Raw genomic sequence first — 21,460 nt, forward strand, 5'->3', positions numbered from 1 at the left:
TTCATCGCAAAATTCTTTTGTTCGGATGTCACAACATGTCTTTCAGGCCGAAAGTCATCGGAATGAGCTTCCAGCTCTCGTATTGCTGCTTCGGCATGAACGAATAGACCTGACACTGCACGATGGCGCGTCTGGCACTCTCCGCCACCGCCTGTGCGATCGATCGCGACGGTCCCCTCACCGCGACGACGATCGGCTCGGACGCGAGCGATCCGTCGATCTTCATGGGAATGTCGATGTCGGCTTCGTATTGATCCGCATCCTGGCCGTTATAGGTCGGCGTGAAGCAGCGCTTCACCGCCCCCTGGAACGCGCCCCGCCAGGTCGCAATGTTGTTGGCGGCCGTTCCGGTCGTCGATCCCAGCGAGGCCGACGCATTCAGCGTCGAGCCGGCGAGTTCGTGCCGGGTCGCGGCGCGCTTGTCGAGATCGCGCTGGATCTGCGCGGGATCGAAGCTGCGCTCCTTGGGCTTCGGCAGCTGCTGTTGCGGCTGCACCGCCGCGACCTTTTGCTCCGGCGGCTTGGGCGGCGGCTTCTTGGTTTCGAGCTTTTTCTGCAGCTCGGCGATCGGATCTTCCTTGGCCGGGTCAGGCTTTTTTTCCGGCGGCTTCGGTTCTTCCTTGGGCTTCGCCTCAGCGACGGGCTTGGGCGGCTCGGGCTTCTTCTCGACCGGCTTCTCCACGGGTTTTGGCGGCGGCTCCGGCGTCGAGTTGGTCTTGATCAGCTCTTTCTTCTCGGTGACCTTGCCGACAGCGTCTTCCTCGGGCTTGGCTTCCGCGATCTTCTCGACCTTCGGCTTCGGCTCTTTCTTGTCGCCGGTCTTCTGCCCCGACATCATCTGCGCGAGTTGATCGGTGGAGATGATGTCGATCGGCAGCGACTCTTCCGCCGGCACAAAAGCCCTGCTGCTAAAGGTGACGAGCCCCCATCCCAGCACGAGGACGTGGAGGGCAATCGACGCAACGAGTGTCTTGTCGACCTTCACCTTCACGGTTTACCCCTGATCCGCTTCCGTGACGAGCGCCAGCTTCTTGAAGCCTGCGCCGGACAACTGGCCCATGACCTTGGCCACCGTCCCGTAATCCGCCTTCTTGTCGGCACGCAAATAGATGCGTTCCTCGAGCCCGCCGCGCGCGTCCGTGATCGCCTTCAGCTTGGGGATCAGTTCGTTGATCGCGATCTCGGCGTCGTTGATGAACACCTTGCCCTTGATGTCCACCGACATCTGGATCGGCTTCTGGTCGTTGTTTTCGAGGCTCTTGGCCTGGGTCTGCGGCAGGTCGAGCGGCACGCCGACCGTCAACATCGGCGCCGAGACCATGAAGATGATGAGCAGCACCAGCATCACGTCCACCATCGGCGTGACGTTGATTTCGGCCACGACCGGCTTGCGCCGGCCACGGCGCCCACCGCCTCCGGACGAACTCGCAACGTTCATGCCCATGGTCTGGTGCCCAAATTGCCCTTCACACTATACATGCCGTCCGTCAGCCCCGCTCGTCGATCTGGCGCGACAGGATGGCTGAAAATTCATCGGCGAAGCCTTCGAGCCGCTGGGCCTGCCGGTTCACCTCGGAGGTGAACTTATTGTAGAAAATAGTGGCAGGAATGGCGGCGATAAGGCCGACGGCGGTCGCAAACAGCGCCTCCGCGATGCCAGGGGCCACCACCGCCAAAGAGGTGTTTTTCGACGCCGCGATCGACTGGAAGCTCGACATGATGCCCCAGACGGTGCCGAACAGGCCGACGAAGGGGCCTGCGGAGCCGACGGTGGCGAGCACCAGCAGCCGGCGTTCCAGCCGCTCGACCTCGCGGGCGATCGAGACATTCATGACCTTGTCGATGCGCATCTGAAGGCCTGCGACCGAGCGGGCCTGGCTCTCGAACGAACGCTTCCACTCGCGCATCGCGGCGACGAAGCAGGCCGCCATGGAATGTGTCGGCTTGGCCGAGAGCGTGCGATAGAGGTCCTCGATCGACTCGCCGGACCAGAAAGCCTGCTCGAAACGGTCCATCGAGCGGCGGGTGCGGGCAAACAGGAAGATCTTGTCGATGGCGATCGCCCAGACCCAGACCGAGCAGGCGAGAAGCCCCAGCATCACCGCTTTCACGATCCAGTGAGCCTGCCAGAACAGCGCGATCAGCGACACGTCCGCGGAAGCGGCAACCGGAAGGGCTGACTGAGCCACGTCGGCCGGATTCATAAGCAGTATCCTCTCAAGGCGATCGTTACCTGATGTCCCGACCTAATGTCCCGGCCAGCAAATGGCCGCCGGTTCCCCAATAGCCGCGCTAGAACCGGCGCGGCCGGCAAGCCCGCTCAAAGCCTTGTCTTTCTGGGGTGCAGGGCTCGTCCAAAGCCGGCCGCCTGCATTCCCTGCCAAGATGTCAAAACTATGGGCCCGACCCCAAGGCTCAGACTTCAGGCTTTGGGCGCGCGATTGTCCGCAATTACCAGAGCCCGGCGATGGTTAATGCTGGGTTACCGCAGACGAATTTGAGTGCGGGAAAGGGAGGTCGCACAGGGGGATGGGAGGCGCGGCGGGCGGGCCGTGTTCCCGACGGGACGGTGCGCTGCGCCCGGGACAGCAGAGTTCCGCTTTCCCGTGCGCATCAGGAGCGGAGCCCGCTATCCCGGTCAGAGGAACCAGCCTCCGTCCGAAAAATTGTCTGGAAAATCACTTCTCGCGAGGTTTTGCCATGAGCATCAACCCCAAGACGACCGCCGCGGTCGGCGATCATCCGCTCCACCCCATGATCATCCCGTTCCCCGTCGCCTTCCTGGTCGGCGCGCCCATCGCCGATCTCGCCTTCATCGGCACCGGTGACGGCTTTTGGGCCAGAGCCGCGATCTGGCTGATCGGCGCCGGTATTGTGATGGCGCTCGTTGCGGCCGTGGCCGGCTTCACCGACTTCTTCAGCGACGCCCGCATCCGCAGCCTCAATGACGCCTGGTATCACATGATCGGCAATCTCGTAGCCGTCGTGCTGGCCCTGATCAATTTCTACCTCCGCTACGCGCAAGGCGCGGAAGCTGCAATCAAGCCGTGGGGCGTGGCGCTGTCCCTGGTCGTGGTCGGCATTCTGCTTTTCACGGGCTGGAAGGGCTGGGAGTTGGTCTACCGGCATCACGTCGCGGTGCTGGACGCGCCGGGCCAGACCAGTTCGGAGCCGGTCAGCCCGCGTCATGGCGGCGAGAGCCGCCGCCGCGCCGCGTGAACGAGGAGCACGTCGCCTGATGACGTGACGGCGAGTCAGGCCGCGGAAGCGGGCTCTGGGCAATTGGTCAGCCGCGCCGGATTGCCGATTGCGGTGCAGCCCCGGGGCACGTCGCTCGTCACGACGGTGTCGGCGCCGATCTTTGCAAAATCGCCGATTCTGACGTTGCCGAGAATTGTCGCGCCGGAGCCGATGAACACGCCGCGACCAATGCGAGGCGAGCGCGCCGGCAGTTCCGTGCCACGACCGATGCTGACGTTCTGAAGCATGGTGACCTCGTCGCCGATCACCACATCGGCACCGATTACGATGCCGGTGGCGTGGTCGAGATACACCGACGATCCCAAGCTCGCCGACGGATGAATGCTGACCTGCAGGACGTTCGACGCCTCGTTCTGAAATAGCAGCGCCGCGTCACCACGGTCGTGATGCCAGAGCCAGTTCGAGACGCGCCACGCCTGCAAGGCGACGTAGCCCTTCAAGTGCAGCAGCGGCGCCAACACTCCGCTGATGGCGGGATCGCGAAGCACGATGGCCTGCAAGTCGCGGCCGGCCGCCTCGATCAGATCCGGCTGACCATTGAAGGCGTCGCGGGAAATGTCGTGAAGCGCGCGCGTTCGACCTCGCTGTCGCCAAGCCGGCGTCCGATCAGGTCGGACAGTGCGGCGGTAAAATCGTCATGGACGAGGATGAGTCCGACAAGAGCCTTGCCGAATATGGCGTCGGCTGCCGCGGTGCGCTGCGCCTCGTCGCGGATCTTCTGCCAGAGGGTTTCGCTCGCCATCATCGCCGCTTCCGCCATCGTTGCTGCCTGCGGTATTTTGACGCTTCCTTTTCACTGTCGGCTATAGGCCGTCGGCAGCCCGCGCGCCACGCACCCCGTGAGGCTACGAGCTTGCATGCCAAGCAGTCGGGATCATATATATGGAGGCAGCCGAGTTCCGCCCGTAGCTATGGTCTCAGGTTCGTGCTGCCGCGCTGGCCCGGGTTGCTCAGGCAAAGCATCTCGTTCAAAGCCCCGCAGTGGTCCGCCATCCCCGGGATTGTCGCACACAGCGGCCCTCAGTGCTGCCGAAGCGAATCCCGAATCCCCGTCCTCCAAGGTCACGCCAATACATGTCGCCCAACGCCCCCGCTGACGACCAACACGACGACATCATGTATCCCTCCGCCCTGCCGTTCCTGCTGGTCCATCTCGGCTGCATTGCTGCGATCTGGACCGGCGTTACCTGGCAGGCCATCGCGATCTGCGCCTCACTCTATGTCGTCCGTATGTTTGCGATCGGAGCAGGCTACCACCGCTATTTCTCCCATCGGGCTTTTGCGACCGGTCGAGTGTTTCAGTTCATCCTGGCCTGGCTTGCGCAAAGCACCGCGCAGAAAAGCGTTTTGTGGTGGGCGGCCAAGCATCGACATCATCATCTGCATTCCGATACCGAAGACGACGTGCATTCGCCGCGTCATCGAGGCTTCCTCTACAGTCATCTCGGCTGGATTTTTTACAGGGAGCACGATGGCACCGACCTCGTGAAAGTCGGAGATTTCGCCGCCTATCCGGAGTTGATGTGGCTGCATCGCCTGGAACTCCTGCCAGCCGTCACGCTGGCTGCGCTCTGCTTCCTGGTTGGCGGATGGTCCGGTCTCGTCGTCGGCTTCCTGTGGAGCACCGTGCTGGTCTATCACGCGACCTTCTGCATCAATTCCCTCGCCCACGTGCATGGACGCAAGCGGTACGTGACCGGCGATGATTCACGCAACAATTGGCTGCTGGCCTTGTTCACTCTCGGTGAGGGCTGGCACAACAATCACCACGCCTACCAGAGCAGCGTGCGGCAGGGTTTTCGCTGGTGGGAAATCGACGTCACCTATTACATCCTGAAGGTGCTGTCCTGGTTCGGCATCGTCTGGAACATGAAGTCGCCACCCGAGCAGGTGCTGCGCAACGAGCAGCCGCTTGGCGCACGCGTCATCAACCGGGCGGCCCGCGAGCTTGCCGGACGGTTCGATGCGCAGACCCTGGCGCATGCGATTTCGTCGGCGCTCCGCCGAGCCGATTTGGCCCAGTTGCAACTGCCGACGCTGCACGACATCCTGAGTCGCGCGCACGAAGGTGTCGATGCACTGACGCATCTGCACTTGCCGAAGATTCCGACCCGCGAGGAGTTTCTCGCCGAGGCCAAGGCGATGTTTGCGCGAACGCGATCACTGAACGAGATCGTGGACTATGCCTACGAACACTTCCTGGAGTCGGTTCGCGCGCAGCTCGCCACGGCGCGCTGACCAAGTCTCTCTGGACCAGGACTTTCCAGACCAAGACTTTTCCAAACCAAGGCAATCCGGACGGTCGCGGCAGCCTGACGCGCATTCCCAAAATCAAACCGCCCGCCTGCGGGTTGCGCAGGCGGGCGGCTCGGGGCCATCAGGACTTTGGGGGCATGCGCCTGACGGCTTTGAGAGGCGTCAGTCCCGAGATCAAGCTTGAGATCAACCTTGCTGCTGGTCGGTCGGCGGCGGGGTCGGGCGTGTCTTGTGTTGCGCCATGAACTGGTCGAACTCTTCCTTGTCCTTGGCGTGACGCAGACGGTCGAGGAAGTTCTTGAACTCGACCTGCTCCTCCTCGAGCCGCTGCAATGTCTCGGTGCGGTACTCGTCAAAGGCGCGGTTGCCGCTCGAGGGCGGACCGAAGCCAAAGCCGAAACCGTGGCGCTCCATGCGGCCGCGCATACGATCCATCTTGTACTGCATCCGCTCCATCTTGTTCTGCCAGCGATCCTGGTTGCTCCAGCACGACATTCTTCTGCTCCCGAGTGTGAAAAAGAGAAGGGCAAGTCCGATCGGCCACCAGATGATGAAGCCGAGGATGGTCACGGCGATCCAGCCGGGATGCCAGGGCGTATTGAGCATGTGGGGGCGCTCGTAGTGTTGGTCCGAAGGGCCGCGCCATCGATTGACATCAGCGGTGTAGGCCATTTCCCTCTCCATGACGGCATCAGCGCCGTTGTGAATGTAAATAACATTTACATAGGTAGATCATCCCGCGGTTTTGTCAAGCCGACCGCCTGACAGGGCGGGGCAATTATTTGGGTAACTTTATTTCGGCTTGCCCCAGGGACCACCGGGCGGCACGCCTGAACCGGAGGATGCCTCCGGCGGCACCGGCGGCGGCTCGGCGCTTTTCGCCGGGGGACGGCGATCGGTCGGGAAGCCGAGACCGCGCAGATAGATCAGCACCTCAGCTTCGAGCAGCTCGTCCGGCGACATCGGCAGCTTTCGACGCGCGGCGTCACCGCGGGAGAACAGCGAGGCCACGCCATGCGCCATGGACCAGATGTGCAGCGCCATCATCATCGCCGGCGGCCGCGGCGTGCCCGGCGGCGCCAGCGCGGCAAGCCGCTCCGCCGCGGCACGAATGATGTTGAAAGCACGCTCGCTGGCCGCCTGGAGCGCCGGATTGGCATCCACCGGGAGGCCAGATTCGAACATCGCGTTGTAGAACGCGGGCTCCTCGCGGGCGAAGGCGAGATAGGCCCTGCCGACACGCTCGAACGCCGTGACGGTGTCGGGCCGTCCGTCGTCCCAAGCCGCGGTCAGGCGCGATTCAAACTGCTCGAAGCCGCGCTGCGCGATCGAGGACAGCAGTTCTTCACGGTCGCGAAAATGCCGGTACGGCGCCGCCGCACTGACGCCGGCCATGCGCGCGGCATCGGCAAAGGTGAAGCCGGCCGCGCCCTTCTCGGCGATCAATCCGAGGGCGGCCTGCAACAGGGCTTCCTTCAGATTGCCGTGGTGATAGCCGCGCTCGGCGCGGCGCGTCTCCTTGCGCCAGCTCATGTGAACGACCTTTACATGAGCCGGCGGTGAAGGTCACTAGCGGCGACGGGTTGATCAGCCCGTATTCTTCCCGGTCCGGCGAGGCGGCCCGAGATCCTAGCCGCTAGGGATCGGCAGCACCGGCATGATCTCGACGCGTTCGCCGGGGAAGATCGTGAAGTGCGGGTGGTTCTCGAACATCTTCGCCGCGGCTTCATGGGACGCTGCGCGCACCACGGTGAAGGCGCCCATCTCGTTGGCGATGTCGGCGATGCCCTTGCCGTCGACCTTCTTGGTCTTGCCGAGCGGGCCGCCCATGGGCTCGATCGCGCCCTGGTGCTTTTCGACCCAGCCTTTCCACGCCGCCATGCCCGCCTGCTCTTTCGCCTTGCGCTCGGCCTCGGGCATCGCATTCCATGCGGTCCATTTGGAACTGGTCTTGCTGCCGAGGAAAACGGCGAGATAGGTGTCGGTGCTCATCGGTTCTCTCCTTTGGTGATGGATAGACGAAGCTGCGGCTATTTCTTCAGGTCGCCGAAACCGGCGGCCTCCTGCACGTCAGGCGGGAAGTCGCTCATCTCCTGCACCTGACGGATCTCGATGATTTCGTTCGGTGCGGCCGGACACCGCCTGGCCCAGGCGATCGCCTCGGCACGCGAGGCAACCTCGATCATCCAGTAGCCGCCCAGGACCTCCTTGGCCTCGGCGAACGGACCATCGGTCACGATGGGCTTGCCGGCCGCAAACGAGACGCGCGCGCCCATCGAGGGCGGGTGCAGGCCGTCGAGCGTGATCAGCACGCCGGCGTCCTTCAGCGCCTCGTTGTAGCGCATCATCGCAGCGACCCGCTCGGGATCGAGTTGAACGTCGGGCGCCGCGGTCTCGTAGCCGAGCGGGATCATCAGCATCATGAATCGCATGAGCACTCCTTGCGTGCTTTTTCGTTCGGGTTGCGCGGCGAGGCGCCACTCCGGATGGGCGGGAGCGACGGCCCGGGCCGCCCACCCTCACCTCCAAGACGAAGGAACCTTGACGAAACCGACAGGTGACGAAAATTATTCTGGCGATTATTGGCTGGCGCTAGCGCGCCTGCGGCAGGAAACGCCCGTCCTGCCGGGCAGCGCCGAAATAGACGTCGATGCGGCGAACCTTGCCGCCGGCGAAGGTGAAGAACTCGGTGTTGCGAAAGCTCCTGCCATCTGTCGCCCGGCAGAGATAGGTGACGAAGGCCTCGTCGCCTTGGACGAAAATCCGCTCGATGTCGTGCCGCGCAATCCAGCCGGTGTCCCTCCAGCAACGCTCGAAATAAGCCGCCTTGTCGAGATCGTCGTCGAACGGGCTGGTGAAGCGGAAATCGTCCGCCAACGCGTCGGCGACCCGTTGCCGGTCGTTGCCGAGATAAGCGGCGAAAAGGTCTCGAATCTGGCGCTCGTGGTTGGACATTGCGGATCTCCCTGGCAATGGTCCCTGGAAGACGATCCATCGAGGACCGTCCCGACATCGTGCCTTCGAGTTAAGGCCTTCCTCGTCGGGACGAAAGCGAAGTAAAAGAGGCTCGCGTTTGCGCGACCCAATCTTTCATAAGGACCGATCAGCCAATGCCCCCTACCCCGCACCGCGTTGCCCTCGTCACCGGAGCCGCGCGTGGCATCGGGCTTGCGACCGCGAAGAAGTTTTTGAGCGAGGGCTGGCGGGTGGCGTTGATCGACATCGAGGGCGAGTTGCTCGGCTGCGCGGTCGCCGAGATCGGCCGGGACGAGGCCACGCTGGCGTTGACCTGCGACGTCTCGGACGCAGCCGCGGTTGCCGCCGCGATGACGACGGTCGAACAGCGGTTTGGCCGGCTCGATGCGCTCGTCAATAATGCCGGCATTGCCGTGTTCGCGCCGCTGATGGAGACGTCGGAGACCGATTGGCGGCGCGTGCTCGAGGTCAACCTCACCGGCCCGTTCCTCTGCACCAAGGCGGCGGTGCCGCTGATGCGCGACGGCAATGGCGGCGCCATCGTCAACATCACCTCGATCTCGGCAGTGCGCGCCTCGACGCTGCGCTCGGCCTACGGCACCAGCAAGGCCGGCCTCGCGCACCTTACCAAGCAGCTCGCGGTTGAGCTCGCGTCCCTCAACATCCGCGTCAACGCGGTCGCGCCGGGACCGGTCGACACCGCGATGGCGAAGCAGGTGCACACCAGCGAGATCCGCGCCGATTATCACGACGCCATTCCGCTCAACCGCTACGGCCTGGAAGAGGAACTCGCCGAAGCCATCTACTTCCTGTGCTCGGAACGATCGAGCTACATCACCGGACAAATTTTGGCCGTCGATGGCGGCTTCGATGCGGCAGGCATCGGCCTGCCGACGCTGCGCGGCGAGCGGAGGAACGGGTAGGCACCGCGTAGGTTGGCCTAGCGAAGCGTTACCACCTCTTCTCGTCGGCCTATCCTACGGACTCGAATTCGCGGAGGCTTCATGCGGCGCGTCACCTTTCTCAGGGCCCTGATCCTCGCATCCGCGCTGCTCGCCGCCACGCCTGCCTCGGCCGAAATCCGCATCATCCAGTCGCCCGGTGGACAGGTCGGGCCGTTCCTCGATTTGTTCGAGAAGGTGCGCGAGAGCGGCGAGCGCGTGGTGATCGATGGTCCCTGCCTGTCCGCCTGCACACTGGTACTGAGCATCGTGCCGGGCGAGCGGATTTGCGTGACGAAACGCGCCGTGCTCGGCTTCCACGCGGCGCGATCGGTCGATCGGCGCGGACGCTTCTACGCCGAGCCGGAAGCATCAGATGCGGTGCTTGCGGCCTATCCCGGCCCGGTGCGTGACTGGATCAGCCGCCGCGGCGGCCTCTCGTCGCGGTTGCTTCTGCTGAAGGGACGCGACCTCGCCGCGATCTATCCGCGTTGCCGGTGATGATCGGCGGACGCAATCGCCCGCCAAAATTGCGCCGGTCACCGCTTCGAGAGGTCTAGTAAAAACTCTGGATCAACTCGGTCAATTCCATGCTCGCGCAGATGAGCATACCCCAAAGTGCAAAGTTGATCTGCAGCGCCGCCGCCATCGGTCGCTCCCCTTCCAAGTCCGCCCGCCCCAGTTTTTAGAATTTATGACGAAATAAATAACGATTCTGTCCCGGAGTTCACAGCCTAATCTTGCGCCAGTTGTTGTGCGATGCGGTCCGCATCATTTCACGAAGCGGCCTCACTGCTCTCGCAATGTGGTGCGACAGCAGAATTCATATTCGGCCATGTCGGCCACGCGTTTCCCTTAGGTTCCATTTGAGCGGTGCGACGCAAGCTTCGGTAAGCGGACTTGGCGCGTCGCATACAACACCCAAGGGTCCGGCATGATGCGACACGGCTTCGTCTTGCTCACTTTTTGCGCAACGCTCATGGGATGCGTGGTCGCGCCTGCGCAGGATCGCCGTCCGATCGCATGGGACGGCCTCGGTCAGGATCCGAACCGTCCCTCCGTCATCAAGCGTCGCGTGGCGACCCAAGCTCCCGCGGCGAGTGATCCGAATCAGGAGCGGGAGAGAGTCCTCGGCACCTTGCGCCCGTACTCCGCGGCGTGGTGGGCAATCCATGACGAAATCGAAGCGGAGAATGACAGGCAGCTCGGGACAAAGCTCGTGATCTGTCCGCGCTGCGTTCCCTCCTCCCAGCCACCGAGCAATGACGTGACCGGATCGATCCGCTGAGGGGCACGCGGTCGACGCGACGTCCTCATGGGCGCCCCTCTCCCGCATCGTAGGGGAGAGGGGATCGCCGTTCAGCGCGTCAGGCGATCGCGCCTGTCACATTTCCTCGGCCGGGCAGTTCACCATCCAGGGAATACCGAACTTGTCGACGCACATGCCAAAACCCTTGGCCCAGAACGTCTTGCTGAAGGGCATGGTGACGTTGCCCCCATCGGCGAGCGCGTTGAACTTGCGCTCGCCCTCCGCCGGGTCCGCGACCGTGAGCGAGATCGAAAAGCCCTGCGGCTTGTGAAAATGTTCGCTTGGTGCGTCGGAGGCCATCAGCACGCTGCCGTCGGGCAGCGACATCCGCGCATGCATGATCGTCTTCTCACGGCCGGGCGGCGCAGCCATGTCCGGCGGTGCGTCCGAAGAACGCATCATGGCGTCGATCTTGCCGCCGAGAACCTTGGCGTAATAATTGAACGCCGCTTCGCAGGTGTCCTGATAGAACAGATAGGCATTGAGCATCGTTTCTCTCCTTTTTGCTTTGGTTCGGGGTGACGGCGCTACTTCTCGGTGAGCTTCTTCAGGCTGGCCAAGCCCGCCTCGAAATCCTTGCCGATCATGTTGTCCATGTTGACGAACACCTGCATGACTTTGGACAGGAACGGGGCCGGACCGGACATCGCCCACGTGACCAGTGTGGCATCGCCTTGCGGCACAAAGGTGAACTCGGCGGTGTTGTGGCCTTCGAAAGGCCGCTCGAAATCGAGCTTGATGCGTAGTTTTGACGACGCACTCGCCTCGAGGATCTCCATATGGCCGGCGCCGACATTGTTGTTGCCGTCCCAGGCATAGGTCGCGCCCCTTCCTTCCGCAGTTCCGCCGAAGGTGCGCTTCATGGCGGGATCGCGGCCCTCGTAGGGGGACCAGGCTGTCCAGCGATGGAAATCGGCAACCAAGGGATAGACTGCATTGGCCGGCGCTTTCACGGCGAGGCTGCGCTCGACGCGGAATGTGTCGGGCTTCGTCAGGGCAAAGCCGAGCACGCCCACGATTCCGACCGCGAGCAGGATGGCGATGACGGCAATGGCTTTCAGCATGAATGGCTCCCTGGATACGCTCCTAGGACGAAGGGAGGGGACCGGGCCCGACAAGGCGAAGCGGAAAAATTTGTTATGCCCGAGGCAGGCGCTCCCTCTTCACCTTTGCGCCTTCGACCTTAGCGTCTTGCCTGGCGCCGCCATTGGCGCCCTTGGGCTGGCTGTCCCGGATCAGGCGATCGAGATGCATGCGGATGTGAGCGGCTTCTGCGGACGTGTTGGCGAGGGCGATGGCGCGGTCGAAGGCGACGCGGGCTTCGTCGTTGCGGCCGAGCTGCATCAGGAAGGCGCCGCGCACGCCATAGAAATGGAAGTAGTTGGCAAGCTTTGGCGCCAGCGGCTCGATCAGGTCGAGCGCGGCTTGCGGTCCGCGCACCTTGGAAACCGCGACCGCGCGGTTGAGCGTCACCACCGGCGAGGGCTGCACCACCTCCAGCGCACCATAGAGCAGGTCGATCTGCGCCCAGTCGGTCTCCTCAGGCGTGGAGGCGCGGGCATGCAGCGCGGCAATCGCGGCCTGGATCTGGTAGGGCCCGCTGCGGCGATGGCGTATCGTCTTGTCGATCAGCGCGAGGCCTTCCGCGATCATCGTGCCGTTCCACAGCGAACGATCCTGGTCGTCCAGCAGGATCAGCGAGCCATCCGCGGCAAAGCGCGAGGCACTGCGCGCATGCTGCAACAAGATGAGCGCCGTGAGCCCCATGATCTCCGGCTCGCTCTGGAACAGCCGCAGCAGCAGCCGCGCCAGCCGGATCGCTTCCTCGCACAGCGGCTTTCTGATTTCGGCGGTGTCGCCGCTCGCCGAATAGCCCTCGTTGAAGATCAAATAGATCATCGCCGCGACAACGGCGAGCCGCTCCGAACGCTCGACCGCGCCCGGCGTTTCAAACGGCGTCCCGGCCTCCGCGACCTTGGCCTTGGCACGCGTGATGCGCTGCTCCATCGCCGCTTCCGACACCAGGAAGGCGCGCGCGATCTGCTTCACCGTCAGGCCGCAGACGATGCGGAGCGCCAGCGCGATCTGCTGCGTCGCCGGCAGCCCTGGATGGCAGCAGATGAACATCAGCCGCAAGATGTCGTCGCGGTAGTGCGAGCCGTCGAGCCGCTCGGCGAGCGCGCCCTCGGCGTCGTCGAGATCGGAGATCGCCTGGTCGTCCTCCGGCAGCGGCTGCTGCTTGCGGGTGCGGCGCACCTCGTCGATGGCAACGTTGCGGCCGACCATGATCAGCCAGGCGGCGGGATCGCGCGGCGGTCCGTTCTGCGGCCAGGTCTTCAGCGCGCGCAGGCAGGCGTTCTGGAAGGCCTCCTCGGCGGTGTCGAGATCGCGGAAATAGCGCAGCAGCGCGCCGACCGCCTGGGGGCGCGCCGAGGTCAGCGCGGTCTCGATCCAGGCGGTATCGGCTTCGCTCATTTCAGATTCCCTCCGGGACTGAACACGCCGACGGGGCGCACCTCGTAGGCGCCGCCGGGATTGGCGGCACCGAGGTCGCGGGCGACATCGAGTGCGTCATCGAGATTCTTGCAATCCACGATATAGAAGCCGAGCAACTGCTCCTTGGTCTCAGCGTAGGGGCCGTCGAGCACCAGTGGCGGGTCCTCCTTGCGCAGCGTCGCTGCCGCAGTGGTCGGCAGCAGCCGCGCCACCGGGCCGAGCCTGTCCTGCTTCGCGAGACCTTCCTGCACCACGGCGAGCTTCTTCATCACGGCCTCGTCCTGGTCCTTGCTCCATGAGCCGACGAAGTCCTCGTCGTGATAGCAAAGGATCGCATAAAGCATGGCAGTACCTTCTCTGAGCGCTTGTTTTGAAGACGATCCAGTATGCCTTGCCCCGACATGGCTGCGGAAAAAAATTGCAAGAAAAATCCGGCAGATCGTGCCAAGGAGGGCCTTCAAAAGCGGAACTTAAAGAGGCACTTCGAATGACCGTTGGCACCCTGGCCGTCCTGATCAACAGCACGCAGCAGAACTGGCTGCCTGAGCGCTGGAAGGCCCGGTTCGACGCCGTCTGCGGCGGCCGCCGCGTGGTGCTGCTGCCCGATGCCGGGCTCGATCCGGCCGAGGTGCATTATGCCGCGGTGTGGAAGCCGGTGCCGGGCGACCTCGGCTCTTTCCCCAATCTGCGTGCGATCTTCAATCTGGGCGCCGGCGTCGACGCGCTGATGGCGGACAAGAGCCTTCCGAACGTGCCGCTGGTGCGCGTGGCCGTGCCTGATCTGACCGGCCGCATGACCGAATACGTCGTGCAGCACGTGCTGATGCACCACCGCCAGGAGCTTTATCTGCGCCAGTCGCAGCGCGAAAAGCGCTGGGAGCCGACCTATCAATGGCCAGCGAGCGCCGTCACGGTGGGTATCATGGGCCTGGGCACGCTCGGTACTGATGCGGCCGATGTGCTGCGGCAGCTTGGTTTCCGCGTCGCCGGCTGGAGCCGCAGCCCGCGTATCATCGCGGGTGTCGAATGTTTCCATGGCGCCGGGCAAATCGACGCGTTCCTGCGCACGACCGATATTCTCGTCAGCCTATTGCCGCTGACGCCTGATACACACGGCATCCTCAACCGCGACGTCTTCACCAAGCTCAACCGCAAGAGCCCGCTCGGTGCGCCCGTGCTGATCAACGCCGGCCGCGGCGGCCTCCAGAATGAAGCCGACATCCTGGCCTGCCTCGACGACGGCACGCTGGGCGCCGCCTCGCTCGACGTCTTCGTACAGGAGCCGCAGCCGGCGGACAGCCGGTTCTGGACCCATCCCAAGGTTTTGCTGACCCCGCACAACGCCGCCGACACCGACGCCGACGCGATCTCGGCCTATGTCGCCGAGCAGATCGCGCGGTTCGAGGCGTGTGGTGTGCTGGAGAACGTGGTGGACCGGACGCGGGGGTATTAGGCCGCACGCCTGAAAAAGGCACGACCGCTCCCTACCCTCCGTGTCGTCCTGGCGAAAGCCAGGACGACCCCCTACATCGTGGGGGACGACCGCCCCCCCCCCCCCCGTGGTTGCCGGGGGGCACAACCCCCCCCCGACACCAGACTTCTTTGGTCACTCCGTCACCCCCGAAGGCACCCGCTCGGCCGGCATCCCGTTCACCCTCTCTTAGCGAGAAGTTGATAGGTCTCCTTAATCAACGCTCAACGAACGAGTCGGACATGCGCTTCACGCTCGGCCTCAGGATGCGGATCACGGTTGCGCTGGCGGTGACGGCGGCGGCGACCGCCCTGTTCGCCGTGCTCGGGGCGATGTGGATCATTTCCGGCATCATCGACCGGGCCGACCAGCGCGAGCTTCGCAGTCATTACGACGCGCTCCAGTCGCGAATTGCCGAGGAATCCCAGCGCGCCGCCGCCATGAGCGCCGTCGTCGCCGCGATGCCGGCAACGCAGGACGCGATGGCCAAACAGGATCGCAATGCCCTGATCAGCCTGTTCGGGCCGGTGTTTGCTGCGACCAAATCGGAGTACGGCGTCGAACAGTTCCAGTTCCACGTGGCGCCCGCGACCTCGTTCCTGCGCGTGCACCAGCCTGCTAAATTTGGCGACGACCTCTCGGGCTTCCGCAAAACCGTGATCATGGCCAACCAGGAGCGCAAGGTCGTGGTCGGCCTCGAGGGCGGCTTGGCTGGGCTCGGCATCCGCGGCGTCGTGCCGATCGCGCAAGGCGGCAAGCATCTCGGCTCAGTGGAGTTTGGCCTGACCTTCGGCCAGTCCTTCCTCGACGATTTCAAGACCAACCGCCATGTCGACATCGCCTTCCATCTCGCGGACGGCGGCGGCTTCAAGCTGTTCGGCGGCACGCTGAAGGGGAAGAGCTTCTTCGATGCGGCCGATTACGGCCGCGCCGCCGGCGGCGACTTCACGGTACGGCAGGCCAAGCTCGACACGACGCCGGTAGCGGCGCTGCTCGGACCGATCAGGGATTTTTCCGGCAAGCCGCTCGGCGCCGTCGAACTGGTGATGGACAATGCCGACTATGTGGCCTCCGCCGACCGTGCCTGGCTGCTGGCATTCGGCATCGCCGCGCTCGGGCTCGTGCTCGCCGCCATCGTCGGCTATCTCATCGCCCGCAGCATCTCGCGCCCGATCATTTCCATCACCAGCGTGATGCGCGAGCTGGCCGACGGACACCTCGATGTCACCGTCCCCGTCAGCAAGGCGAATGACGAGGTCGGCGCGATGGTCAAGGCTGTCGCGGTGTTCCGCGACAACGCCGTCAACTTCAACCGGCTCCAGGCCGAACAGGCCGACACTAAGGCGCAATCCGAAGCGGAGAAGCGACGCGCGTTCGCCGCGCTCGCCGACAATTTCGAAGCCAGCATCCGCGAGGTCGTCACCACGGTCTCCTCGGCCGCGGTCGAGATGGAGAACACGGCGCGCTCGATGTCTGATATCGTCGAGCGGTCGCGGCAGCAGACCGGCACGGTGTCGTCGGCCTCGGCGCTCGCCTCGGAAAATGTGCAGACGGTCGCTGCCGCCGCGGAAGAGCTGTCGTCGTCCATGACCGAGATCAGCCGGCGCCTTGCGCACGCGACCGCGGTGGTCGGCAAAGCCGCGAGCGACGGACGACGGTCGAACGAGCGCGTGCAAAGTCTGGCCGACGCCGCGCAAAAAATCGGCGACGTCGTCTCCTTCATCAGCGGCATCGCCGAGCAGACCAATCTGCTGGCACTCAACGCGACGATCGAGGCGGCGCGCGCGGGCGAAGCCGGCCGCGGCTTTGCGGTGGTCGCCTCCGAGGTGAAGGCGCTGGCAACCCAGACCGCCAAAGCGACCGAGGAGATCGGCGCCCAGGTCACGGCGGTACAAGGCGAGACCACCGGCGCAGTGGACGGCATCCAGTCGATCTGCGCAACGATCCAGGAGGTCGACGAGATCTCCGCCGCGATCGCCGCCGCCGTCGGCCAGCAGGGCACCGCAACGCAGGAGATCGCCCACAACGTGCAGCAGGCAGCCGCCCGCACCGGCGAGGTCTCGCAAAACATCGCAGGCGTCACCGCCGGCATCGCCGCGACGGGAACAGCAGCGGAGGAGGTGCTGGGCTCCGCGATCGAGCTGTCAAAGCAATCGCAGCGGCTGCGGGACGAGGTGGACCGCTTCCTCGCGCATATTCGCGCGGCTTAGGCGGGCTACAGGGAGGAGCTGCGGCGCGACGGCGGCAACTCCGAATCTTCGCCAAACCAGATTCGGTGGCTAGGGGTCCTGGCTTTCGCCAGGACGACGTTAGCTCGCGCCACGCAACCGCCTAGCTCTTTCGTCCCACCATCACGTCGATCGCTCCCTTCACGATCGCCTCGAGATCCTTCCGCGACACGCGCGCGCGCGAACGAATGGCAATTGAGTGCACGGTCGCTGAAGCGAGCTGCGCCAGCACGGCGGGATCGGCGCTTTCGGGCAATTCGCCTTTCTCCTTGGCGCGGCGGAAGCAACTCGCAAACGCCTTGTCGAGTTCGTTAAGGCCATCGAGCACCATGGCGCGGATGTCGGGATCGCCGACCGCTTCGGAGGCCGCCGTGACCACGGTGAAGCAGCCGCGCGGGCCGGTTGCGCCGGACAGATAGATGTTCAGCGCGGAGGCGAAGATACGCTCCAGCCGCTGGCGCACGGGCATCTCCTGGCGAAAGATCTCCACCATGGATGCGCGCGCGTCCTCACGGTAGCGCTGATAGCTCTTGATGTAGAGCTCGCGCTTGTCGCCGAAGGCGCCATAGAGGCTCGGGCGATTCATGCCGGTGGCTTCGCTGAGATCGTCGAGCGAGGTCGCGGCGAAACCCTGCGTGCGGAACAGGTCGAGCGCCTTGCCGAGCGCGACCTCGGGTTCGTAGGCGCGCGGACGGCCGCGGCGCTTGGGCTCAGTGGCAGCAGCTGGCGGCTTCGATTTTTGTACCATTTCGCAATTTAATCCTTGACCAACTCCATAATATGCAAGACAGTACAAAAATCAATCTGGCCAGGTTGAGCGCCACTCCAAAAGTCACATCGAAGAATTGCCCAAGGAGGCTCAAGATGGATCTTTATTTCTCGCCGCTCGCCTGTTCGATGGCGAGCCGCGTCGCGCTGTATGAAGCCGGCGCCGAAGCCAATTATCTCGAAGTCGATCCGCCGACCAAGACGGTGCTGAGCGACGGCACCGACTTTCGAACCGTGAACCCGATCGGCCTGGTGCCGACACTGCGGACGGACGACGGCGTGGTGCTGACCGAGAACGCCGCGATCCTGCAATATATCGCCGACCGCTTCCCGCAATCGGGTCTCGGAGCCGCAGCGGGCATCGAGCGCACGCGACTGCATCAATGGCTCTGCTTCATCGGCACCGAGCTGCACAAGGGCCTGTTCATCCCGGTGCTCGACCGCAAGGCGCCGCAGGAGACGAAAGCCTACGCGCTGGAGAAGAACCTGTCGCGGCTGGACTATCTCGACAATTACCTGAAGGGGCGCGACTTCCTGCTCGACCAATTCAGCGTCGCCGACGCCTATCTCGTCACGGTCATCAACTGGACCATGGCGACGCCGCCGATCGAGCTCGCCAAATGGCCGAACGTGAAGGCCTATTACGAACGCCTGCGTCAACGGCCCTCGATCGCCAAGGCGATCGAGGAAGAGTTCGAGCTGTACAAGGCCGAGCAGGCGCGGAAGAAGGCCGCGGCGTAAGCTTTGACGATTGAGGCGCGCCGTCCCGGCTGAGCGGCCGGGACGGCGCAATCTATCCGTACAACACCCTCGGCAGGATCGTGACTATGCCGGGCCAGAGCGTCAGCAGCAGCACGAATCCGACCATGATGAGGAGATAGGGCATCGTGACGCGCGCGATGTAGCCGAGGCCGTCGTCGGTCAGGCCTTGGATCACGAACAGGTTGAAGCCGACCGGCGGCGTGATCTGGGCCATCTCGACCGCGAGCACGAGGAAGATGCCGAACCAGATCTCGTCGAAGCCCGCGCCCTTCACGATCGGCAGCACGATCGGCAGCGTCATCACGATCATCGAGAAGCCATCGAGGAAACAGCCGAGGATCAGATAAAAGATAATCAGCACCACGATCAGCATGAACGGCGATAGCCCCAAGCCCTTCACGAAGGCGGCGACTGCCTGCGGGATGCCGAGGAAGGCCGCGGCGTTGCCGAGGATCGAGGCGCCGAGCACGATCAGCGCGATCATCGAACAGGTCACGACCGAGCCGATCAGCACGTCACGCATCACCTGCTGCGACATCGAGCCCTGCGCCCAGGCGACCAGCGCCGCGCCGAACACGCCGACCGCGGCGGCCTCCGACGGCGTCGCCAGCCCGCCATACATCGAGCCGAGCACGCAGGCGATCAGGAACAGCGCCGGCGCGAGGTCCTTGAGCGCCGCAAACCGTTCGCGCCATGGCACTTGCGAGAGCTTGGCTTCCGCCTCCGGCACCATGCCGGGGTTAAGGGTCGTGTGCAGCATCACCCACCCCATGAAGGTGGCGGCCAGCAGCAGTCCGGGCAGCACCCCGGCCGTGAACAGTTTCAGGATCGAGACGTCGCCGAGCACGCCGTAGATGATCATGATGTTGGATGGCGGGATCAAAAAGCCGAGCGTGCCGGCGCCGGCGAGCGAGCCGATCGCGATGTCGCGGGAATAGCCGCGGCGCAGCAGTTCGTTCAGGGACATGCGGCCGATCACCTGCGTCGTCGCCGCCGACGAGCCGGAGATTGCGGCGAAGATGGTGCAGCCGATCACGTTCACATGCAGAAGACGCCCCGGCAAAAGCCCCGCCCAGGGCGCGAGCCCCTGGAACAGAGAACGTGACAGACGGGTGCGAAACAGCAACTCGCCCATCAGGATGAACAGCGGCAGCGCCAGCAGTTCCTGCGTCGTCAAGATGTTCCAGGCGTATTGCGGCAGCAGCTTGTCGAGCGGGATTGAGCGGAACATCGCCAGCAGCAGCGTTGCGGTGAGCGCAAGCGTCAGGCCGATCCATACGCCGCATGCCAGAAGCGCAAACAGGATCCCGAAGAGAGCAACGACTTCGATGGTCATGGTATCCGGTGTCTGCTGGCTGGCGCGTGGGCGATCATTCGACGGGCGAGGCCTTCATGCGGTGGTCCTCCAGCGGCAGGCCGAGCACGGCCTGGATCACGCGCGCCAGGAACTGCAGCGTCAGCAGCAGCATGCCGAAGGTGACGACGGCCTGTGGAAACCACAGCGGGGTGTCGCTCGAGGTCGAGACCTGGCCGCGCACATAGGCGCCGAAGGCGAACTTCGCCATCGATGATGTCAGGAAGGCCATGAAGGCGAAGCCGGCGGCGGCCGACAGGATTTCGATCGCGCGCTGAAACGGAGCGGGGACGTTCTTCAGCAGCAGCACGACACGGATATGGCCGCCGACGCGCAGGGTCATGGCGGCGCCGAAGGTGAAGGACGCCGCCATCAGATAGGAGGAATACTCCCACGCGATCGAGATTGTGGGCGGAAAGAACGGCAGGAAGTTCGAGAGGAAGCGCGTTGCGACCTCGCACAGCATCAGCAGCGTCAGCATCAAGAGGCAGCCGCCACCGATCCAGCCGTCCAGCCGGCCAAGACGGTCGATGCCGTCGAGCAGGATGCGCAGCGGCGCCGGCGCCGCCGCGTTGAGACTATGGGACGACGCAGGCAAAACATCCGCCACTGCAAGTCCTCAGCGCTTCATTTCGGCGAGATAGGCCCGCACCGGCTTGTCGGCCGCCGGCACGCGCTTGACGAAAGCGTCGAGCTGCGGCGCCGTCTTGGCGCGAATGTCCGTGATCATGGCATCCGAGACCGGCACCACCTCCATGCCGCCTTCCTTGAGCCGGTTGAGGCTGTCGACGTCCGCCTTGAGCGAGTTCGCCCAGAAGCCCGGCTCCATCTTCGCGGCAATGCCGGCGACGAGCTGCTGCTGATCGGCACTCAGCGCCTTCCAGGAATCGAGGTTGACGGTGAGCATCTGCGACGACCAGACGTGGTTGGTCGGGTAGATGTATTTCAGGAATTCCCAGAATTTTCCGTCGACGCCCGACACCGACGAGGTGGATACGCCGGAGACCGCGCCCGACGCCAGCGCCGGGATGGTCTCGCCCCACGGAATCATCACCGGCGCCATGCCGACCACGGCCAGCATGTCGACGGCGTTCTTGTCGGGCACGCGGATCTTGATGTTCTTCAAGCCGTCGACATCGGCGACCTTGACCTTGAGATGCAGATATTGCGTCGGCCAGGGCACGATGTAGAGGATCTTCTGGTTGTTGCGCGCGGCGACCTTCTCGTATTCGGGCCGCACGTATTTGTGCAGCACCTTCAATTCGTCCATGGAGCCGCAGAGAAAGGGAATGCTTTCGACGCCCATGAAGGGTTCGTCGCCGACCTGCTGAATATTGAGGACATCGGCGAGCGGCACCAGACCGTCGCGGACGGCGCGCAGATGCTCGGGGCCCTTGAAGCCGAGCTGTCCACCGGCCTTCACGGTGATCGCGACCGAGCCAGCCGTCTGCTTCTTCACCTCTTCCGCGAAGGCAAACGCGTTCTGGGTGTGGAAATTGCCGTCGGGCCATACCGTCGACATGTCCCAGCTTACCGTCGCCGCTCGCGCGCGGGTCGAGATGTGGCCGGCTGCGAGCAGCGTCGCTGCGCCCGCGGTAAAAGTCCGTCGCGTGATCATTGAGCCCCTCCGTTTGCTAC

Annotated in this window: 24 protein-coding genes and 1 pseudogene; 8 read left to right on the plus strand and 17 right to left on the minus strand. The window is 64.2% G+C overall.

From position 1 onward, the window contains the following. Nucleotides 1–28: 28 nt before the first annotated feature. Genes ACIPUD_RS30895 through tolQ form a run of 3 tightly spaced genes read right to left on the minus strand, consistent with a single transcriptional unit; the run spans nucleotide 29 to nucleotide 2,204 of the window. Nucleotides 29–991, minus strand: coding sequence for a hypothetical protein (locus tag ACIPUD_RS30895; protein WP_018453790.1), 963 nt, complete (start codon nucleotides 989–991; stop codon nucleotides 29–31). A 3-nt stretch (nucleotides 992–994) separates the two neighbouring features. Continuing rightward, on the minus strand, nucleotides 995–1,444 hold the full coding sequence (gene tolR / locus ACIPUD_RS30900; RefSeq protein ID WP_018453789.1) for a protein TolR: 450 nt from the start codon (nucleotides 1,442–1,444) through the stop codon (nucleotides 995–997). 43 nt (nucleotides 1,445–1,487) lie between these two features. Further along, nucleotides 1,488–2,204, minus strand: a complete 717-nt coding sequence (gene tolQ / locus ACIPUD_RS30905) for a protein TolQ (RefSeq protein WP_007596319.1) — start codon at nucleotides 2,202–2,204, stop codon at nucleotides 1,488–1,490. 496 nt (nucleotides 2,205–2,700) lie between these two features. Between tolQ and ACIPUD_RS30910 the strand changes: the two genes are divergently transcribed. Beyond that, complete coding sequence (locus tag ACIPUD_RS30910) at nucleotides 2,701–3,219, plus strand: DUF2231 domain-containing protein (protein ID WP_018453788.1); 519 nt, start codon at nucleotides 2,701–2,703, stop codon at nucleotides 3,217–3,219. 35 nt (nucleotides 3,220–3,254) lie between these two features. On the opposite strand, the pseudogene ACIPUD_RS30915 reads toward ACIPUD_RS30910, so the two are convergent. Further along, a pseudogene (locus tag ACIPUD_RS30915) lies at nucleotides 3,255–4,021 on the minus strand (serine O-acetyltransferase). A gap of 314 nt (nucleotides 4,022–4,335) precedes the next feature. Here ACIPUD_RS30915 and ACIPUD_RS30920 point away from each other — a divergent pair. Then, a complete protein-coding gene (locus tag ACIPUD_RS30920; protein ID WP_368507136.1) occupies nucleotides 4,336–5,499 on the plus strand; it encodes an acyl-CoA desaturase in 1,164 nt (387 codons plus the stop codon). Between the two features lie 204 nt (nucleotides 5,500–5,703). On the opposite strand, the gene ACIPUD_RS30925 is transcribed toward ACIPUD_RS30920, so the two are convergent. The 5 genes from ACIPUD_RS30925 to ACIPUD_RS30945 all read right to left on the minus strand — a co-directional run bounded on the left by ACIPUD_RS30925 (nucleotide 5,704) and on the right by ACIPUD_RS30945 (nucleotide 8,472). Continuing rightward, a complete protein-coding gene (locus ACIPUD_RS30925; protein WP_007596323.1) occupies nucleotides 5,704–6,189 on the minus strand; it encodes a DUF2852 domain-containing protein in 486 nt (161 codons plus the stop codon). A 120-nt stretch (nucleotides 6,190–6,309) separates the two neighbouring features. Then, nucleotides 6,310–7,050 carry a TetR/AcrR family transcriptional regulator gene (locus ACIPUD_RS30930; protein WP_085348908.1) on the minus strand — a complete coding sequence of 247 codons (741 nt, stop codon included), beginning with the start codon at nucleotides 7,048–7,050 and terminating at the stop codon, nucleotides 6,310–6,312. A gap of 96 nt (nucleotides 7,051–7,146) precedes the next feature. Beyond that, nucleotides 7,147–7,509, minus strand: a complete 363-nt coding sequence (locus ACIPUD_RS30935; RefSeq protein ID WP_446482174.1) for a hypothetical protein — start codon at nucleotides 7,507–7,509, stop codon at nucleotides 7,147–7,149. A 38-nt stretch (nucleotides 7,510–7,547) separates the two neighbouring features. Then, nucleotides 7,548–7,949 (minus strand): YciI family protein, encoded by a 402-nt coding sequence (locus ACIPUD_RS30940; protein ID WP_085348946.1) that lies wholly within the window; start codon nucleotides 7,947–7,949, stop codon nucleotides 7,548–7,550. 160 nt (nucleotides 7,950–8,109) lie between these two features. Further along, complete coding sequence (locus ACIPUD_RS30945; RefSeq protein WP_085348909.1) at nucleotides 8,110–8,472, minus strand: nuclear transport factor 2 family protein; 363 nt, start codon at nucleotides 8,470–8,472, stop codon at nucleotides 8,110–8,112. Between the two features lie 155 nt (nucleotides 8,473–8,627). Here ACIPUD_RS30945 and ACIPUD_RS30950 point away from each other — a divergent pair, with 155 nt between their 5' ends. From ACIPUD_RS30950 to ACIPUD_RS30960, 3 genes are all read left to right on the plus strand, one after another. Further along, nucleotides 8,628–9,416 (plus strand): SDR family NAD(P)-dependent oxidoreductase, encoded by a 789-nt coding sequence (locus ACIPUD_RS30950; RefSeq protein ID WP_085348910.1) that lies wholly within the window; start codon nucleotides 8,628–8,630, stop codon nucleotides 9,414–9,416. Between the two features lie 81 nt (nucleotides 9,417–9,497). Then, nucleotides 9,498–9,935, plus strand: coding sequence for a hypothetical protein (locus ACIPUD_RS30955; protein WP_018453779.1), 438 nt, complete (start codon nucleotides 9,498–9,500; stop codon nucleotides 9,933–9,935). Between the two features lie 433 nt (nucleotides 9,936–10,368). Further along, nucleotides 10,369–10,722, plus strand: a complete 354-nt coding sequence (locus tag ACIPUD_RS30960) for a hypothetical protein (protein WP_085348911.1) — start codon at nucleotides 10,369–10,371, stop codon at nucleotides 10,720–10,722. A 96-nt stretch (nucleotides 10,723–10,818) separates the two neighbouring features. Here ACIPUD_RS30960 and ACIPUD_RS30965 read toward each other — a convergent pair whose 3' ends face one another. From ACIPUD_RS30965 to ACIPUD_RS30980, 4 genes are all read right to left on the minus strand, one after another. Next, complete coding sequence (locus tag ACIPUD_RS30965; RefSeq protein WP_085394688.1) at nucleotides 10,819–11,232, minus strand: VOC family protein; 414 nt, start codon at nucleotides 11,230–11,232, stop codon at nucleotides 10,819–10,821. A 38-nt stretch (nucleotides 11,233–11,270) separates the two neighbouring features. Next, a complete protein-coding gene (locus tag ACIPUD_RS30970; RefSeq protein WP_085394689.1) occupies nucleotides 11,271–11,807 on the minus strand; it encodes an SRPBCC family protein in 537 nt (178 codons plus the stop codon). A gap of 73 nt (nucleotides 11,808–11,880) precedes the next feature. Beyond that, entirely contained in the window at nucleotides 11,881–13,218 is a 1,338-nt protein-coding gene (locus ACIPUD_RS30975) for an RNA polymerase sigma factor (protein WP_446482175.1), read from the minus strand. After that, nucleotides 13,215–13,583, minus strand: coding sequence for a YciI family protein (locus ACIPUD_RS30980; RefSeq protein WP_085394691.1), 369 nt, complete (start codon nucleotides 13,581–13,583; stop codon nucleotides 13,215–13,217). Before ACIPUD_RS30980 ends, ACIPUD_RS30975 begins: the two co-directional genes overlap by 4 nt. A 143-nt stretch (nucleotides 13,584–13,726) precedes the next feature. Between ACIPUD_RS30980 and ACIPUD_RS30985 the strand changes: the two genes are divergently transcribed. Continuing rightward, nucleotides 13,727–14,692: a 2-hydroxyacid dehydrogenase gene (locus ACIPUD_RS30985; protein WP_446482176.1), complete on the plus strand. Its 966-nt coding sequence runs from the start codon at nucleotides 13,727–13,729 to the stop codon at nucleotides 14,690–14,692. 260 nt (nucleotides 14,693–14,952) lie between these two features. Continuing rightward, nucleotides 14,953–16,920, plus strand: coding sequence for a cache domain-containing protein (locus ACIPUD_RS30990; protein ID WP_446482177.1), 1,968 nt, complete (start codon nucleotides 14,953–14,955; stop codon nucleotides 16,918–16,920). Nucleotides 16,921–17,041: 121 nt separating this feature from the next. On the opposite strand, the gene ACIPUD_RS30995 is transcribed toward ACIPUD_RS30990, so the two are convergent. Then, on the minus strand, nucleotides 17,042–17,686 hold the full coding sequence (locus ACIPUD_RS30995) for a TetR/AcrR family transcriptional regulator (RefSeq protein ID WP_018453770.1): 645 nt from the start codon (nucleotides 17,684–17,686) through the stop codon (nucleotides 17,042–17,044). A 116-nt stretch (nucleotides 17,687–17,802) separates the two neighbouring features. On the opposite strand from ACIPUD_RS30995, the gene ACIPUD_RS31000 reads away from it, so the two are divergent. After that, on the plus strand, nucleotides 17,803–18,447 hold the full coding sequence (locus ACIPUD_RS31000; protein WP_085394692.1) for a glutathione binding-like protein: 645 nt from the start codon (nucleotides 17,803–17,805) through the stop codon (nucleotides 18,445–18,447). A 52-nt stretch (nucleotides 18,448–18,499) separates the two neighbouring features. Here ACIPUD_RS31000 and ACIPUD_RS31005 read toward each other — a convergent pair whose 3' ends face one another. The 3 genes from ACIPUD_RS31005 to ACIPUD_RS31015 are packed head-to-tail and all read right to left on the minus strand — an operon-like array spanning nucleotide 18,500 to nucleotide 21,440. Then, a complete protein-coding gene (locus ACIPUD_RS31005; protein WP_085348915.1) occupies nucleotides 18,500–19,804 on the minus strand; it encodes a TRAP transporter large permease in 1,305 nt (434 codons plus the stop codon). Nucleotides 19,805–19,838: 34 nt separating this feature from the next. Next, the gene (locus ACIPUD_RS31010) at nucleotides 19,839–20,432 is read right to left on the minus strand and encodes a TRAP transporter small permease subunit (RefSeq protein WP_085348916.1); all 594 of its coding nucleotides are present in this window, start codon (nucleotides 20,430–20,432) and stop codon (nucleotides 19,839–19,841) included. A gap of 9 nt (nucleotides 20,433–20,441) precedes the next feature. Next, on the minus strand, nucleotides 20,442–21,440 hold the full coding sequence (locus tag ACIPUD_RS31015; RefSeq protein WP_018453766.1) for a TRAP transporter substrate-binding protein: 999 nt from the start codon (nucleotides 21,438–21,440) through the stop codon (nucleotides 20,442–20,444). Nucleotides 21,441–21,460 lie beyond the last annotated feature (20 nt).

This window comes from Bradyrhizobium sp. CAR08, assembly GCF_052871955.1.